The following is a 15,859-nucleotide window of genomic DNA, read 5'->3' as shown; positions in this document are numbered from 1 at the left end:
CGCTATTTGCCCCGGGGAACCTTGAAGTGCGTGAGCCTCGCGTCCTGGCCGTCGAGTTCGTCCCAGGACTTCTCCGTCTCCATGACGGTCAGCGCGCTCGTGGGCCACCGTGTGGCGGCGTCCATGTAGGCGTCGTGATTGGAATCGCGGGAGGCAAGGTGCATGGCGAGGTCCTGCACCCCGGGCATGTGCGAGATCACCATGAGGGTGGTCACGGTGTCCGGGACGTGGTTGATGACGGTCAGCATCCGCTTCGCCGAGGCCGCGTAGAGCCCGTCCTCGAGTTTCGGCGTCGGGGCCTTGTCGCCGAGTTCGCTGCACACCCACGTGCACGTCTGCCGGGTGCGCAGGGCGCTGGAGCAGAGGATGAAATCGGGGACCACGTCATGCTTCAACAGCCATTTTCCGGCCTGCGGCGCATCGCGGTGGCCGCGCTCTTCGAGCGGCCGGTCATGGTCCGCGACGCCGCCGGGCCAGTCCGACTTGGCATGCCGCATAATCACCAGCCGTTTGATGTGATGCGCGCTCATGGATCAATCCTAATGCGGCGGCTGATCCCGGAGCACGCATCCCACCGGCAGCCGCTCAGTCGTCAAGGACAAAGGTCACTTCCAGCACGACGTGCCAGGCCACGACCGTGCCGTCGCTGATTTCAACCTTCTGTTCCTTCACCCACGCGCCCGTGACATTGCGCAGGGTCCTATTCGCCCGTTCGATGCCCTCCTTGATGGCAGCATCAAACGAGGTCTTGGAGTTCGCGCTCAGGGTAGTAATCCGTGCAACAGACATGTCTTCCTCCCAATAGTCGGCTCAACGGGTCCGAGACTACGCCGAAGGGACGAAACACAACAGGGTCCAACAGCCGCCGCAGGGCCCCGGAAGCGAAGCGGCTTTCCGCGTAGTGCCGCATCGCCGACTGAGGAACGAAGGAGGAAGAGAGCTGGCCGGATTCCTTGTCCGAGCTTGCGAGGTCAAGGGAGCCAGCGAACGCTAAGGCACGGCGGAAAGCCGCTTCACTTCCGGAGACAGCAAAGCGCCCGCCCCGGTTCAGGGACGGGCGCTTTGCGCAGGCGAAACCTAGATCGAGTATTCCGGAGCGGCCCAGACAACAACCTCCGGGTGCTCGTAGAAACGGTAGCCCTGGCCGCGGACCGTGCGCACGGTGTTGGCGAGGCGGCCGAGCTTGGAGCGCAGGCGGCGGATGTGCACGTCGATGGTCCGCTCGTTGGGCACCTCTTCGGCGTTGCGCCACAGGCCCTCGAGCAGCTCGTCGCGGCCCACGGTGCGGGTGCCGTTCTCGACGAGGTAGTTGAGCAGTTCGAACTCCTTGAACGTGAGGTTCAGGGATTCGCCGTCGAGCGCCACCTCGCGGCGGGCCAGATCGATCAGCACTCCGGAAGGACGCGGGTCCTGCGGCTGCTGCAGGCGGGCGGTCTCGGACCGCTGGCGGGCGCCGACAGTGGGGTCACCAAAGGTGGAACGGACGACGTCGAGCGCGGAGCCCGGGGCGCTGGCCGGGGCGACGGCGACGGCAGCGTAGCTTTCGGCGCCGGAAACCAGCGACTGGGCGTAGGTCCGGATTTCCTGGGCAAGCTTGGCAATGGAGGTCCCGGCCGCCGCGGCGGTTTCCTCGTCGATCCCCATGTAGAGGACGAAACCGCGGGCGACGTTGTCGTTCGGGACGGGACGGACGGCGCTGCCGTCGCCCGGAGCAATCACAGGTGTCGGGGCCGTGGCCGGTGCCGGCGGAACGGCGCGGAGCTGTCCGTAGGAGTTGGGGTTGTAGCCCTGCGGGGCATAGCCCGGGGCGGGGAAGCTGGTGCCGGATCCTGCGGGGGCGAAGGATGCCCGGCCGCCGAAGCCCTGGCGGATACCGGAGGCCTGGCCGGCCTTGCTGGCGTTACGGACGGAGATGTGGACGTATCCGGATGCAACTGACATGGATTGCTTACCTCAATGTGAATGGCCGTCATCGCGGCTCGAATGCTACATATCCCGCTATGAAAACTTGGGGAGGGCGCCCGACGCTGGGCTGGGGGCGAATGCCTAGAAACCTTTGGGGTGTAAAAGTTAGGCGTGCATTCGACAACAGTGCTTCTCGGTACCAGCGGGTGCGCTGATCCAAAAAACTGCGGCTGCAGGTGCTGTTGAGTTCTTGTTCACAATTGAAGTGTGCAACGTAACAATGAAAACTTGCAAGTAACAATGGACGCGAAAGTCCACGATATGAGACAGAACGCGGGAATGTAGTGCAGATCACAATTCTCCGCCGTCAATAAAATAACAATCGTTCTGGTCAACGGGCGCCGCTTTAACCCCCATCGCCGCACTTAATTCGACCTGGACCGCCGAATGCCCAGAATCATTCACTGTAAGCCGAAACGCGAAAACCCTTCGCCTACTTAGCATTGGAAGTCCAGAGTTCCACAGAGTGGTCACCCCCGGCCAAGAAAAAATGCGCGGCCCGCCGGCAGTCCCCGGGATGTCCGGCTCGCTAGGCTGGGATTCACAGGCGCCGCACAGGATCCCCAAAGCCGCACTTAACCGGCAGATCGGAGAGTTGTCCCATGGCCACTTCGCACTCCATGACCAATAATCTCCCCCAGCTCACCCATCCGGATGGCTCCCCCATCCGCGCCCTGGTCGTGGACGACGAACCCAGCCTCTCCGAGCTCATGAGCATGGGGCTGCGCATGGCGGGATGGTCCGTTGCCGTCGCCGCTGACGGCCCCGAAGCGGTGAAACTTGCCAAGGAGTTCCGCCCCGACGTGCTAGTGCTCGATGTGATGCTTCCCGGCTTCGACGGCGTTGAGCTGCTCAGCAGGATCCGCGCCTTCGCGCCGGAGGTACCGGCCCTGTTCCTGACAGCAAAGGACGCCGTCCAGGACCGCATTACCGGGCTGGCAGCGGGCGGGGATGACTACGTGACCAAGCCCTTCAGCATAGAGGAGGTGCTGCTGCGGCTGCACCGGCTGGTCCAGCGGTCCGGAGTGGCTGCGATGGACACCGCCGAACTCGTCGTCGGGGACCTCGTCCTGAACATCGACACCAGGGAGGTCCGGCGCGCCAGCGAGGAACTGCACCTCACGGCCACCCAGTTCGAGCTGCTGCGCTACCTCATGGAGAACCCGAAACGGGTCGTCAGCAAGGCCCAGATCCTGGACCGGGTCTGGGACTACGACTTCGGCGGGCAGGCCAACATCGTGGAGCTCTACATTTCCTACCTCCGCAAGAAGGTTGATGCCAACCACCCGCCCATGATCCACACGGTGCGCGGCGCCGGCTACGTCCTGAAACCGGCGGACTGATCCGTGCCCGAACGCCCCGCCAAGAGCCGCCCCTCCGGGCTCAACTGGCGTAACCCGTCCACCTGGCACCTGCGCACCCGGCTCGTCCTTGTCGCCATGGCCCTGCTGGTTGCGATCTGCGGGGCCGTCGGTGTCGTCAGCTATGCCTCAATGGACTTCTTCCTGACCAAACAGCTCGACACCCAGCTGGAACAGGCAGCGGTCCGCGCCCGCGACTTTGGCCGCTCCGGCCGTTCCGATCCCCTGGAGGCGCGGGGACAGGCCATCGGCACCCTGACCGCGCGAATCGATGACGACTCGGTCCGCAGCGCCGGGTTCCTCTCCGAGGACGCCACCCGGGAATCCCTCACCGACGACGACGACGAGGTGCTCCTGGAGCTTAGCCCGTGGAACCTGCCGGTGGACCGGACCTTGTCCGCCGGGGACTACCGGCTCGTGGCCGCCAAGACCCCGGACGGCGACGTGATCGTGACCGGCCTGCCGCTCGCCGAGAAGCAGAACACGCTGGCCACCATGGTCTGGACCATGGTGCTCGTGTCCACGGGCGGGCTCCTGGTCATCGGGCTGGCCGGGACGGCGCTGATCCGCAGGACCATGAAGCCGCTCGATCAGCTCTCTGAGGTGGCGACGCAGGTCTCCCGGCTGCCGCTCGACGCCGGAGAGGTGGGACTTGCCGTGCGCGTGCCGGCGTCCGCAGCGCATCCGGGCACTGAGGTGGGAAGTGTCGGCCATGCCCTGAACATGATGCTGGACAACGTCTCCAATGCACTGGAGGCCCGGCAGAAGAGCGAGATGAAGGTCCGCCAGTTCGTCGCGGATGCCTCGCATGAACTGCGCACCCCCCTGACCGCCATCCGCGGCTACACAGAACTGATGCGGATGACCGAACACTTCACCCCTGACGGCCAGAAGTCCCTGGCTCGGGTGCAGAGCCAGTCCGAACGCATGACCACCCTGGTGGAGGACCTGCTCCTGCTCGCCCGGCTGGATGAGGGCCAGCCGCTCAAGCTCAGCGAGGTGGACCTCACCCAGCTGGCCATCGAGACGGTCAGCGACGAGAAGGTCATGGCCCCGGACCGGGTCTGGCACCTGGAGCTCCCGGAAGAGCCTGTAGTGGTCCGCGGTGACGCGACCCAACTGCATCAGGTGCTGGCGAACCTGCTCTCCAACGCGCGCAAACACACGGGTCCCGGCACAACGGTGGTGACCGGGGTCAAGCGGTCCGCGGACGGATATGCCGTGGTGACCGTAACGGACAACGGCCCCGGGATTGCCCCCGGGTTCGTGGACCGGGTCTTTGCACGCTTCACGCGCGCGGACGCTTCCCGCAAGAATCCGGTGGCCCTCACGACGCCGGCAACCGGCAGGGGGTCCCTGCCGCGACGTCCGCTGCACCCGCCGCGGCCGCCCGAGTCGGCCGAGTCGGCCGCCGGAGTCGCTACTACCACTGCCCCCGCGACGAGCGCTTCCGCCGAGGGAACCAGCGGGCTGGGACTGTCGATCGTGCAGTCGATTGTCGAGGCCCATGGCGGGACCGTCAGTGTGACCTCGATGCCCGGCCGGACCGAGTTCACCGTCCGGCTGCCGGAGGCTCCGCCCACGGCCTGACGAATCAATGTCGACGCTGGTCAGGGCGCAAGCCGCCCCGCCGCCGTCGTGATTCCTGTTACCAAAATGTGACTTAGACTCCCAACTCCTGTACGGTTTTTAGAGTGCGGCCATCACTAGGGCCGCATATCCGGATGTACGCCAAGCTCTGCCGCCTCCCGGATTCCGCTGGACAGGCAGAGGCGGGGGACCCAGAGTTCCCGGGCATTTTCTGCACGCCCTTGGGGTGAAGCCGACACGTGAGTTTCCGTGCGGCCGGGTGACCTCACCCGAACCCGACAGCTAACTCCGCAGGCGTTGAGAGGCATTCATGACTGAATCCAAGGTACAAACGCGCCCTGACGGCACCGCAAACTCCACCAGCTCCAAGCTGTCGCGTCACCGCGGCGAGCCGGCTGAAGCCCGCATCAGCCCTGGCCCGGCTTGCCCACCACGCCGGCTCGACCGGCCGCCGGGCGGCCGTTGTTGTCGCCGCCTGCGCGGTGCTCGTGGGGGCCGGCGCGGCCGGCCAGGCGTCCGAGACGGCCGCCCGCAATGCCGACGCGGGCAGTTCCACGCAGGCAGCCGCCACAGCGGATCCGCTGACGCACCTTGATTTTGAACGCGTCCGGGTCGAAAACCAGGCCGTCACCCGCACCGACGCTCCGGCCCCGCCGGCCGCGGTGGCACCTGCCGAAGCCCCGGCGCCGGCGCCGCCCGCTGCCCCGGCCCCGGCCCCCGCTCCGGAACCTGCCCCGGCACCGGCACCTGCACCGGCCCCCGTTGCCATCGATGATCCTGCCGGCGCCCAGGCGTACGCGGCCGGCCAGCTGGGCTCCTATGGCTGGGCCCAGAGCCAGATGCCGTGCCTGATGAAGCTCTGGACCAAGGAATCGGACTGGGAGACGACCGCCACGAACCCGAGCAGCGGGGCCTACGGCGTCGTCCAGTCGCTGCCGGCCGAGAAGATGGCCAGCGCGGGCGCGGACTACCGGACAAACTACCGGACCCAGATCAACTGGGGACTGCAGTACATCCAGGATCGTTACGGCTCACCGTGCGGCGCCCTGAACTTCCACTACGCCAACAACTGGTACTAAACACTCGGCAGAGGCAGCCAGCTGCCTAGCCGTTGGGACGGTTCGGGATGTACTGCACGGCCCATTTGTTGCCGTCGGGGTCGGCGAAGTAAACAAAATGCCCCCAGTCCTGCACGTCGACGTCGCTGACGTCCACGCCGCGGTCCTTGAGCTGCCGGTGGGCCGCCTGGATGTCGCTGACCACGAGCTGCAGGCTGGGGGCGGTGCCCGGCGGGGCGTCCGAGAGGCCCTCGCCGATGGCGATCGAGCAGCCGGAGCCCGGCGGGGTCAGCTGGACGAACCGGATGCCGTCCGTGGGCCGCTCGTCGAAGTCGGCATTGAAGCCCACCTTGTTGACGTAGAAATCCTTCGCGCGGTCCACATCGGACACGGGAACAAAAACGAGTTCTAGTTTCCAATCCATGGGGCTCAGGCTAGTACCGGGCAGTGCATTCCGGTAGGCCAGGCTCCCTTGCGAAGGCTCAGGGGCGAGGAAGCGGCCAAGGGGCCAGGCCCGACGCCGGGCGGCTGGGTCAGCCGGCCACGCCGTAGAGGCGGTCGCCCGCGTCGCCCAGGCCCGGCACGATGTAGGACTTCTCGTTGAGCTTCTCGTCGATCGAGGCGAGCACGATCGTCACATTGGCGTCCGCGAGCTCTTCTTCCAGCTTCGCGAGGCCTTCCGGGGCGGCCAGCAGGCAGATGCAGGTGACGTCGGACGCGCCGCGCTTGAAGAGGAACTTGATCGCCTCGCGCAGCGTGCCGCCGGTGGCCAGCATGGGGTCCAGGACGAAGATCTGGCGGTCGGTGAGGTCCTCCGGCAGACGCTCCGCGTAGGTGATGATGTCCAGGGTCTCTTCATCGCGGGCCATGCCCAGGAACCCGACCTCGGCCGTGGGGACCAGCTTGGTCATGCCCTCGAGCATGCCGAGCCCGGCCCGGAGGATGGGAACCACCAGCGGGGTGGGCTTGGTGAAGGCGGTGCCGATGGTGGTGCTGACCGGCGTCTCGATGGTCACCGGCTCGGTGCGCACTTCGCGGGTGGCCTCGTACGCCAGGAGCGTGACGAGTTCCTCGGTGAGCTGGCGGAAAACCGGCGACGGGGTGTTCTTGTCCCGCAGAACGGTGAGCTTATGGGCGACCAGCGGGTGGTCCACAACGAGAGTGCGCATGGGTCAAAACTATCACCCGGCGGCCGGGGGCCCGCCCGTGGGACCGCGGGCGCCGACGTCGTCCTTGTCCTCCGGAGCACTCCCGCCGGCGGCTCCGTCGTGCAGGTGCGCCGGGTGGTCGAACGTGGGCGCGGGGCCGGCATGTTCCCGGTGCCGGATCACGTGGAACAGCCGGTGCGCCAGAATGACGATCCCGACCCAGGCCAGGCCCAGTACCCACCCGATGATCACGTCGGTCATCCAGTGGTGGCCCAGATAGACCCTGCTCATGCCCATCGCGAAGATGAAGGCACCGCCGGCCACTATCAGGCTGACCCGGGCGACGGTGCTGTGGACCTGCAGGCACGCGAGGTAGACCACGAGCCCGATCACCACCGTGGTGTTGAGCGTGTGGCCGCTCGGAAACGACGGCGAGGATTCGTAGGGCGGGACGGCGTCGGAGTGGTCCGGGCGGGTCCTGCCGATCAGTGTCTTGCCCAGCGAGGTCGCGGTCACGGAGACGGCTGCGGCACCCCCGATCAAAATCAGCGGCCGCCAGGTCCGGCTGCTCCAGATGAGCCACGCGGTGAGGAGGCTGCCCAGAATGGGCATCCCGATCCCGCCCCCGATGTTGGTGAACCCCGTCACGAACGAATCGAGGCCGGGACTGCGGAGCTGTTCCATCATCCCCAGGGTGGGCTTGTCCAGGTTCGCCAGCCCGGCGTCGTCAACGACGTCGTCATAAACCTCGGCGCTCAGCAGCGCCAGGACGAGCACCACGACGCCGCCGATGAGCATGGTGGCCCACAGCGCGGCGTAGGGCACCACCCATTTTCCCCAACGATGCGTTATCCAGCTCTCCGACCCGGTGTTCACAATATCTCCCGCTTGTTGTCGTCGGCAGCTTTGCTGCACAGCTTGCTTAGCATCGAAACTATCATTGAGCCATGACTTCCCCCGAGCCCCGCCATGCCGAATGGATGGGTCTTGCCCTCGCCGAGGCGCGTGCCGCGCTGACCACGGCGGACGTGCCGATCGGCGCCGTCGTCATCGGACCCGACGGCGCCGTGCTCGGCAGCGGCCGCAACGAGCGGGAGGCCCTCGGGGACCCGACGGCGCACGCCGAGATGGTGGCCATCCGCGAGGCCGCGGCGCGGCTGCAGGAACTCAGCGCCCGGGACGGGAGCGCCGGGGACGGCTGGCGGCTGGCCGACTGCACCCTGGTGGTCACCCTGGAGCCCTGCGCCATGTGCGCCGGGGCGGTCGTGCTGGCCCGGATCCCGCGGGTGGTGTTCGGCGCCTGGGACGAGAAGGCCGGGGCTGCCGGCTCCGTGTTCGACATCCTCCGCGAGCGCCGGCTCAACCACTGGGTGGAAGTGTACGGCGGCGTCAGGGAGCAGGAGTGCGCGGCGCTGCTGCAGGACTTCTTCGCCGCCCACCGCGGCGTCTGAGCCCTGGCCACCGCCGCTCCCCCGTGCCTGCGGCTTCCGGCGCTAGCTGACGGCGGCGGAGCCTGTTGCGGCGGCCGCCAGGTTGTCGATCCGCTTCTGCCGGGTGGCCGGTGAGTCGAGGCTGAAGGCGCGGAAGTCACCCAGGTCCTCGCGGATCCAGTCCTCGACCTCGGCGATCCGCCGGGTCACGGCCGGTGTGGGGCCGTGGAACACCCAGGGCACGATCCGCTCCTGGCCGGGATCGTACTGCCACAGCCCGATGATCCGGCCCCGGTCGACGATGGGATGGTCCGGGAGGTCCGCCTGCAGCGCCAGCGAGCCCAGCGTATTCGTGTGCCGGTCCTCTTCAGCCAGCAGATCGGCGGCATTGCGCCGCAGCAGCGCGAGGGAGTCCGTTCCGGCGAGCAGTTGGATCTGCTCCTCCTCCGGCTCCTGGAAGGCGGCGAGTTGTTCGACGTCGTCGGGCAGCATCCACAGCGTCTCCCCGGCGGCGGTGAGAACCTCCACCGCGCCGACGGCGGCCAGCGCCGCCTTGCTCTGCGCCACGGTGAAACCCGTGAACCACTGCGACTGTTTGAACGTGGCCCCGCCGGTCCAGCCCAAGTAGCGGCGGACCAGTTCGGTGCGGGCCTGGTCGTCGTCGAGGGGGCTGGGCGGCAGGTTCCACAGTTCGTAGGCGTAGCGCTGCTGGTCGAGCCGGCCGTTGGCCGGGACCCGGCGGATCCGCCCCTGGGACTGCAGGATGCCCAAGGCCGTGGGCAGCGTGGTGGTGGCGCCCTTCTTCTTGCCTTCTTCGCCGAGGTTCCGCACGGATTCGCCGAGTTCCTCCTTGAGCTGCCGCGGGTCCATCGGGACGCCGGCCTCGGCGAGCGTGTGCAGCACTTGCTCCTCCAGGAGCGTGATTTCGCCGCGGTCCACGCCGAGCCTGCCCACCACTTTGAACGTCGCCTCGGCGGCGTCCAGCCCGAGCCGCAGCGCCCAGCCGAAGTCGTCCCGGCCCAGAACGTAGGTGCAGCCGCGCGCCGTCGGGAGTTCGAGGATCCGGCGTGCCAGGACGTCGGTGTCCACCTGTTCGCGGCGGATTCCGGCGCGTGCGAAGAGCGTGAGGTAGGGGTTGGCGCCGCCGATGGAGCGGGCCCAGCCGGCCCGGGCGAACACCTGCTCCGAGGTGCAGCCGGCCAGCGAACCGTCCAGGCCCTGTTTGTGCCAGGCCCAGGCGCGGAGCCGCTCCCGGGTGAGGCTCCGGGCCGGCGGCGCGTTCGCTGTCAGGGGCTGCGTGGTCAGGGGCTGCGGCGTCATGGGGTCATTGTCCACCAGCTTGCGCGGCAGGGGAATCTTCTGCGGTCGGCTTTTCCTGTGGGGCAGCCGGCGGCTGCGCGGCAGGCGGCTGCGGGGCGGACCGCTCCGGGTCCACGTGATCCGGGCCGGGGCGCTGCGGGTCCAGGGCCGCCAGCACGGCGCGTGCCGTGGCGTCCCAGCCGGGCAGGCGGTCCCGCGCCGCAACAGCCGCCGCCCGCCAGCGGGTGCGGAGGCCGGGTTCGGACAGCCAGCGCCGCAGCACCTCCGAGAGGGGCGCCGGATCCGTGCCGAGGGCGACGGCGGTTCCCGGGAGGAGTGCCGCGCCGCCGAATGCGAGTGCCTCCACGGCGCCGGTGCCGGCCCGGACCACCACCGGCACGCCCCGAGCAAGCGACTCCGTCACCACGAGCCCGAAGGTTTCGGCCTGCGAGATGAGCAGGCTGAGGTCGGCCGCGGCCCATTCCGCCTCCAGCGCCGAGCCCCGCAGCTCCCCCGGGATTCTGACGCGGTCCTGCAGCCCCAGCCGGTCCACCGTGTCCCGGAGTCGTGCGGCGTAGGCCGGATCCGCGGTGTCGGACCCGACCAGGGAGGCGGTCCACGGCAGGTCCGTCAGGGCCGAGAGGGCCGCGAGAAGCAGGGACTGGTCCTTGTTCGGCAGCAGGGCCGCCACGGCCAGGAGGTGCGGCGGCTCCGACCCGGCGGCCAGGGCGGCGGCGTCGCTGCCGGGCAGGGCGGTTTTGACACCGTCCAGCCCGTGCCTGGCCCGGATCCCGGCCGCAGCCGAGGTGCTGGTGCAGATCACCTCGGCGGCGGCCCGCAACGCCCGTCGCTCCAGCGCGGCTTCGCCGTGCCCGGTGTCGTCCAGCGGCATGTGGAGCAGGATCCAGGCGGGCCGGCCGGCGGCCGCGGCGGCCGCCATTTCCTCGGGCGCGCCGCAGGCGAGGAGCCCGTCGACGAGAGTGACCTGGCGCTGTGCGGCGGCGACGGCTGCGTCGTCGGCGTCGGCGTCGGCGTCATGGTCGTTGGTGCCGTCGCTGTGGCCGTCGCCGTCGCCGTCGCCGTCGCACAGGATGGTCGCCAACCGCCGCCGGTCCTCCGGGCTGCCCACCGGCCAGCCGCCGTCGAGCCGGCAGATGTCCACATCCACGCCCAGCAAGGCCAGCTCCCGGGCGAGGGAGGCGTTGTAGACGTTGCCGCCCGAGTTGTGGCGCACATTGCCCGGCACCACCAGCCGGACACGGAGCCCGTCCGGCTGCACGGTCTTCCTGGCTGGCACCGGACTCCTAACTGGCCTCGAAGTCGAGCGAGTAGCTGGCCCACGCATCGGGGGTTTCGCGCAGCGTGACGTCCAGTCCCGCCAGCGCGCGGCCGTCCGCGCCGGTGCGGATCTTCGCCGCCACGGCGTCGGCGACGTACTGGGCCAGGGCCTCGGTGGTGCTGAGTTTGCCGACGAAGTCCGGGTGCTCGTCGAGGTTCTTGAAGTTCAGGCCCTCGAGGATGGCGTCCAGCACCTCGCCGGCCTCGCCGATGTCCAGGACGATCGCGTCGTCGTTCAGGGTCCGGCGGCGGAAGGTGACCTCTGTGACGAAGGTGGCGCCGTGCATGCCTTGGGCCGGGCCGAAGACGGGGCGCGGGAGGCTGTGGGCGATCATGAAGTTGCGGCGGACGGTCAGGCTGAACACGGATTTACCTCGTGGCTTCTGTGGGGGCGGATTCGGTGGCGGTGACATTACGGACAGGGTCTGCACGGGCGGGGTCTGCACGGACAGCGCCTGCACTGGCCGGGTACTCGATGACGTGGCAGAGCGCGTCCAGCGCGCCGTCGGAGAGCCGCTGCACGACGTCGGGCAGCTCGGCAAGGGGGGACGACCCGGTGAGGAACACGTCGAACGCGGGATCGCTCAGCAGGGAGACGGCGAGCCGGAGCCGGTCGGCGTTCGTGCGCCGGTGGCGGCGCGCGCGGGCCACGACGCCGACCTGGCTGGCGCGGATGGACAGCCGGCGGGCGTGGAAGTCTTCGCCGAGCGGCACGGTGACTTTGCGGTCGGCGTACCAGGACATTTCGATGACCTCGCCGTCGTCGCCCGCGAGCTGCAGGGCGCGCTCCAGGCCAGCCTCCGACGCCGAGCAGTGGATCACGATGTCGCAGTCCGGTAGGGCGTCGTCGGGGTGGCTGAACTCGACGCCGAGAGTTTCGGCGAACGCCCGCTTGGCCGGGTCGACATCGACCAGCTGCAGCCGCCCGAGCGGGAAGGTGCCCAGCAGCTTGGCCACCATGCCGCCGACGAGGCCGGCGCCGATGACGGCGACGCGGTCGCCGAGGCGGGGCCCGGCCTCCCAGACCCCGTTGACCGCGGTCTCGACGGTGCCGGTCAGCACGGCGCGGCGGGCAGGCACATCGTCCGGAACCACGGTGAGTTTTTCCACCGGAACGACGTAGCGGTCCTGGTGCGGGTAGAGGCAGAAGACGGTCTTGCCCAGCCAGTCCGCCGGGCCGTCCTCGACGACGCCGACGGAGAGGTAGCCGAACTTCACCGGGGACGGGAAGGAGCCTTCCTGGTTCGGGGCGGCCATTTGCTCGGCCACGCATTCCGGGACGCGGGCGTTGTGCACGACGAGTTCGGTGCCCTTGCTGATGCCCGAAAACAGGGTGCGGACGAGCGCCTCGCCGGGACCGGGAGCGGGTACGTCCCCGCGCCGGAGCTCCCCCTTCCCGGGGCCGACGGTCCAGTATGCGGTGGCTGTGGCGTGCTGTGCTGGCTGTTGGTCTGCGTTAGTCATCTTGCTGACGAATCTAGTCCCCTGCCCATTCGCGGGGAAGTGCCGGCGGCCCCGGCGCGCCGCGGCTCGCGGTCTGCCCTTCGTGGCGTTCGGGGCCCTGGAGCCGCCGTTTTGTGGATGAGTGCTTTGCTCCGGTACCCTAGTCAGGTTGGTGACGTGTCCGAGCGGCCGAAGGTGCAACACTCGAAATGTTGTTTGGTGAAAGCCAACGTGGGTTCAAATCCCACCGTCACCGCGAATGAGAAAGCCCCTGCTTCCCTTTGTAAACAAAGGGAAGTGGGGGTTTTGCTTTGCCCAAGACTCGCCCCGCAGTAACGCAGCGGTAACGAAATCCTCGCGGAGCTCTGTTCTCTGCCGCTGCCAGGACCGGCACCAGCACCAGCACCAGCCAGTCCCCCAAGTAACCCTGGCCGCATGGAGGGGCTCATTTCCTGGATTACAGCTGGCGCCAGGGCAACCGCTCAGAAGACAACGGCGAACAAGCCATAACTCGATGGCTCTCGGATCGCCGGCGCGAAGCAGCCTATGTCCGGCTGAGCCGATCCAGTCGGAGCGCAGGTCACGGCGGTCAGGACGACTGTGGATGCATACTTCGTCTCCTCTCGATTCGTCTCCTCTCGATCGGGACCGTCGATTCTGCAACGAATGGGGAGTACGATTGTTTTCGAATTCCTGTGTCAAAAGTCACTGAAGCGCTGGGAAGGGGACTCCCATGGATACGCCCGACACCGAGCCGGACCCGATGAACAGTGCACGCACCCTCCGCCTGGTATGGCCGCAGTGGCAAGGTGCCGGCCGGGACGTGGTGTCCCTGTTGCTGCCCGAGGTTCCCATCGAGGAGGCCCGCCGGGCCTACACCGTCGGTAACCGCGTCCTCGAAGCCATCCTGCCCGCGCATAGCGGGCCAACCGAGATCGTCCCGGTCGACGGAGGAAACCCGGATGAGGGGTCCACGGACGGTATCGAGTCGCGGTCCGCGATCATTGCCTCCCTGGCCGCTGCCCTGGAGGCCCTGGGGCGGCACGACGTGGACCGCGTCCTCACCCTCGGAGGCGACTGCTCTGTCAGTGTGGCGCCGTTCGCCGCGCTCGCGAATAAGTACGGGAGGGACCTCGCGGTCGTGTGGATCGACTCCCACCCCGACGTCGACACGCCCAACACCGCGTACGACGGGTATCACGCCATGGCCGTGACGACTCTGACCGGTCACGGTGACCAAGGCATCGTCAGCATGCTCCCGGCGACAATCGATCCGGCCCGGGTTGCGCTGGCCGGACTGCACTCGTGGTTTGAGGACGCCTACGCGAATATCGACGCCTGGGGCCTGCACGCGTTCAGCCCGGGAGACCTGCGGACGACGAGCGAACCGCTTCTGCAGTGGCTGGCCGCTACCGGAGCGAGCAAGGTCGCCATCCATTTGGACGTTGACAGCGTGGACAGCAATGAGGCAGTCCTTGGTTTGGGGATGGTCCCCGATGGTTTGCGCCGGGCACAGGTCCAGCGCGTCGTCGCGGATGTGGCAGGCGCCGCCGACGTTGTCGGGCTGACGGTGGCTGAGTTCATTCCACGCAACGTCCTAGCCCTTCAGGGTTTGCTTCGCGGCCTGCCGCTTATCACCGCCTGACACAAGGGCACCGTCTCTTCCGTGGCCTGGACCCCTGACCGGCTGTCGTTGCACTCGGCCCGAAGGCTGCAGCAGACCGTAAACGTAGTAAAAGATGTCTTCCCTGCTGGTGGCCGGGTCCTCGTAGAAGCCGCGGTAGGCAATCAGGGTCGCGTCAGTGATGTTGTCCTGGCGTCGGTAACCGACGACGACGGCGGCATCGGCCTCCGAGAAAAGGTCACCTTGTGCGTCAGTTGAGACTGGTTCATAGGTGTAAAGGCTGAAGCACTCCCTGCTTCCCTTATAAACCAAGGGAAGTGGGGTTTTGTTTCGCCCCGAAACTGCGCCCGCCACTCCGGGAGTACGCTGGCGATATGGGCGCTCGCGAGCTTGTGGCTCTGCCGGTGGGGTTCGAACGGTTCCATCGGCGGGACTTCATCAACTACCAACTCAACCGGGCATATGCGCTGGGCTTCGCCGACCGCCATGAGCTAGTCGACGCCGCGGCACACGTACGGTCGACGGCGGACTGTGTCACCGTGTTCGAGGCCTTATCGAGCCGGGCGGCCGCCGAGGCCCGGCCGCGGCAGGCGGCGGGTTATGCGAGGATCGCAGAATTCTTCACACCGCCACAGTCGGCGGAGAAATCGAATCGCTACCGCCGCTATCGGGAGCTCTTCGACACCGCATTCGCCGATACTGCCTTCACCCGTCACGAGATCCCCTATGCCGGCGCGGCACTGCCGGCCTATTCACTGCCGGCGGCCGGGACACCAACCCGCGACACGGTGCTGCTGCACGGCGGGTTCGACTCCCTGATCGAAGAGTTCTTCCCCGTCTGTCAGCGCATCGCTGCCGCCGGTTTCGACGTGATCGCCTTCGAGGGCCCGGGACAGGGTGGGGCGCGGACGTTGAACGGACTCACCTTCGACCACGACTGGGAAAAGCCGGTCGGGGCGGTGTTGGACCACTTCCGCCTCGATCGGGCCGCCCTGGTCGGCATCTCGATGGGTGGGTACTGGGCGTTGCGTGCCGCAGGACGCGAGCCTCGCATCCACAGTGTCGTGGCTTGGCCGCCGGTGTACGACTGGCTTCACAGGCTCCCACCCGCGCTGCGCGGCCCGGTCCGCATGATGGTGCGGCACCGGCGCTTCATGCGCTGGAGCGTGCGCACCCGTGCCCGGCTGTTCCCGACCCTGCGCGTTGTGGTCAACCAGGTCCTCTATATGCTCGACAGCGACGATCCGGCCGACGCCGCCGAGTGGTTCCTGGGCATGAACGCTGAGCATCTGGACAGCGGCCAGGTGAACCAGGATGTGCTGCTGATGTGCGGCGAGCACGACGCCTTCCAACCGCCGGCACTGACCCGAGCGCAGACCCAAGCGCTCACGGCCGCCCGCAGCGTCACGACGCGCATGTTTACCCGAGCCGAGCAGGCCGACCAGCACTGCCAGATGGGAAACCTCGAGCTCGCCTGCGGGGTCCTCACCGCCTGGTTGCAGGCTGCAGGCGCGGACGCGGGCGCTTCTAGGCAAGAGTGACAGTGTGGCTGCGGCGCACAGACGAGAACTGGCGGCCGCCCCGTCGTCGGGGTGGCCGCCAG

17 protein-coding genes, 1 tRNA gene and 1 riboswitch are annotated in these 15,859 nt (G+C 68.0%); of the genes, 7 read left to right on the top strand and 11 right to left on the bottom strand.

All coding sequences use genetic code 11. The annotated features are described in order from the left end of the window. Positions 1-2: 2 nt before the first annotated feature. The 3 genes from AC06G6_RS02995 to AC06G6_RS02985 form a co-directional block, all read right to left on the bottom strand. Positions 3-530: a SixA phosphatase family protein gene (locus tag AC06G6_RS02995; protein ID WP_479826224.1), complete on the bottom strand. Its 528-nt coding sequence runs from the start codon at positions 528-530 to the stop codon at positions 3-5. 55 nt (positions 531-585) lie between these two features. Continuing rightward, the gene (locus AC06G6_RS02990) at positions 586-789 is read right to left on the bottom strand and encodes a dodecin family protein (RefSeq protein ID WP_479826222.1); all 204 of its coding nucleotides are present in this window, start codon (positions 787-789) and stop codon (positions 586-588) included. A 288-nt stretch (positions 790-1,077) separates the two neighbouring features. Continuing rightward, entirely contained in the window at positions 1,078-1,941 is an 864-nt protein-coding gene (locus AC06G6_RS02985; protein WP_479826220.1) for a winged helix-turn-helix domain-containing protein, read from the bottom strand. A 626-nt stretch (positions 1,942-2,567) separates the two neighbouring features. Here AC06G6_RS02985 and AC06G6_RS02980 point away from each other — a divergent pair. The 3 genes from AC06G6_RS02980 (at position 2,568) to AC06G6_RS02970 (ending at position 5,995) form a co-directional block, all read left to right on the top strand. Further along, positions 2,568-3,308, top strand: coding sequence for a response regulator transcription factor (locus AC06G6_RS02980; protein ID WP_479826218.1), 741 nt, complete (start codon positions 2,568-2,570; stop codon positions 3,306-3,308). A 3-nt stretch (positions 3,309-3,311) separates the two neighbouring features. Further along, positions 3,312-4,916, top strand: coding sequence for a sensor histidine kinase (locus AC06G6_RS02975; protein ID WP_479826216.1), 1,605 nt, complete (start codon positions 3,312-3,314; stop codon positions 4,914-4,916). Between the two features lie 156 nt (positions 4,917-5,072). Further along, positions 5,073-5,225: riboswitch (cyclic di-AMP (ydaO/yuaA leader) on the top strand. A gap of 179 nt (positions 5,226-5,404) precedes the next feature. Then, positions 5,405-5,995, top strand: a complete 591-nt coding sequence (locus tag AC06G6_RS02970) for an aggregation-promoting factor C-terminal-like domain-containing protein (RefSeq protein ID WP_479826214.1) — start codon at positions 5,405-5,407, stop codon at positions 5,993-5,995. Positions 5,996-6,020: 25 nt separating this feature from the next. On the opposite strand, the gene AC06G6_RS02965 is transcribed toward AC06G6_RS02970, so the two are convergent. The 3 genes from AC06G6_RS02965 to AC06G6_RS02955 all read right to left on the bottom strand — a co-directional run bounded on the left by AC06G6_RS02965 (position 6,021) and on the right by AC06G6_RS02955 (position 7,950). Further along, positions 6,021-6,398 carry a glyoxalase superfamily protein gene (locus AC06G6_RS02965; protein ID WP_479826212.1) on the bottom strand — a complete coding sequence of 126 codons (378 nt, stop codon included), beginning with the start codon at positions 6,396-6,398 and terminating at the stop codon, positions 6,021-6,023. A 109-nt stretch (positions 6,399-6,507) separates the two neighbouring features. After that, the gene (gene upp, locus AC06G6_RS02960; RefSeq protein ID WP_024366205.1) at positions 6,508-7,143 is read right to left on the bottom strand and encodes a uracil phosphoribosyltransferase; all 636 of its coding nucleotides are present in this window, start codon (positions 7,141-7,143) and stop codon (positions 6,508-6,510) included. A gap of 12 nt (positions 7,144-7,155) precedes the next feature. After that, a complete protein-coding gene (locus tag AC06G6_RS02955) occupies positions 7,156-7,950 on the bottom strand; it encodes a phosphatase PAP2 family protein (protein ID WP_479826210.1) in 795 nt (264 codons plus the stop codon). A gap of 119 nt (positions 7,951-8,069) precedes the next feature. Here AC06G6_RS02955 and AC06G6_RS02950 point away from each other — a divergent pair, with 119 nt between their 5' ends. Continuing rightward, positions 8,070-8,573, top strand: a complete 504-nt coding sequence (locus AC06G6_RS02950) for a nucleoside deaminase (protein ID WP_479826208.1) — start codon at positions 8,070-8,072, stop codon at positions 8,571-8,573. Positions 8,574-8,615: 42 nt separating this feature from the next. Here the strand turns inward: AC06G6_RS02950 and AC06G6_RS02945 are convergent, their stop codons facing one another. From AC06G6_RS02945 to AC06G6_RS02930, 4 genes are read right to left on the bottom strand one after another with little or no spacing between them, the layout of a single operon-like run. Further along, complete coding sequence (locus tag AC06G6_RS02945) at positions 8,616-9,872, bottom strand: DNA glycosylase AlkZ-like family protein (RefSeq protein WP_479826206.1); 1,257 nt, start codon at positions 9,870-9,872, stop codon at positions 8,616-8,618. Between the two features lie 4 nt (positions 9,873-9,876). Beyond that, positions 9,877-11,148 (bottom strand): glycosyltransferase family 4 protein, encoded by a 1,272-nt coding sequence (locus AC06G6_RS02940; RefSeq protein ID WP_479826204.1) that lies wholly within the window; start codon positions 11,146-11,148, stop codon positions 9,877-9,879. A 7-nt stretch (positions 11,149-11,155) separates the two neighbouring features. Beyond that, the gene (locus AC06G6_RS02935; RefSeq protein ID WP_479826202.1) at positions 11,156-11,554 is read right to left on the bottom strand and encodes a 6-pyruvoyl trahydropterin synthase family protein; all 399 of its coding nucleotides are present in this window, start codon (positions 11,552-11,554) and stop codon (positions 11,156-11,158) included. 4 nt (positions 11,555-11,558) lie between these two features. Continuing rightward, positions 11,559-12,653, bottom strand: a complete 1,095-nt coding sequence (locus tag AC06G6_RS02930; RefSeq protein WP_479826199.1) for a zinc-dependent alcohol dehydrogenase — start codon at positions 12,651-12,653, stop codon at positions 11,559-11,561. Between the two features lie 150 nt (positions 12,654-12,803). Between AC06G6_RS02930 and AC06G6_RS02925 the strand changes: the two genes are divergently transcribed. Together AC06G6_RS02925 and AC06G6_RS02920 are read left to right on the top strand one after the other, a co-directional pair. Next, a tRNA-Ser gene (locus AC06G6_RS02925) sits at positions 12,804-12,888 on the top strand. A 477-nt stretch (positions 12,889-13,365) separates the two neighbouring features. Next, positions 13,366-14,277, top strand: a complete 912-nt coding sequence (locus AC06G6_RS02920) for an arginase family protein (protein ID WP_479826196.1) — start codon at positions 13,366-13,368, stop codon at positions 14,275-14,277. Here AC06G6_RS02920 and AC06G6_RS02915 read toward each other — a convergent pair. Then, positions 14,230-14,610 (bottom strand): type ISP restriction/modification enzyme, encoded by a 381-nt coding sequence (locus tag AC06G6_RS02915; RefSeq protein WP_479826193.1) that lies wholly within the window; start codon positions 14,608-14,610, stop codon positions 14,230-14,232. The two genes, AC06G6_RS02920 and AC06G6_RS02915, sit on opposite strands and share 48 nt — an antisense overlap. 20 nt (positions 14,611-14,630) lie before the next feature. Here AC06G6_RS02915 and AC06G6_RS02910 point away from each other — a divergent pair, with 20 nt between their 5' ends. Further along, entirely contained in the window at positions 14,631-15,797 is a 1,167-nt protein-coding gene (locus AC06G6_RS02910) for an alpha/beta hydrolase family protein (RefSeq protein ID WP_479826190.1), read from the top strand. The last annotated feature ends 62 nt before the right edge of the window (positions 15,798-15,859 follow it).

This window comes from Arthrobacter sp. CJL-S3 (genome assembly GCF_056711635.1).
The sequence above is the reverse complement of the archived record's forward strand: the minus strand, read 5'-3'. Positions and strand labels throughout refer to the sequence as shown.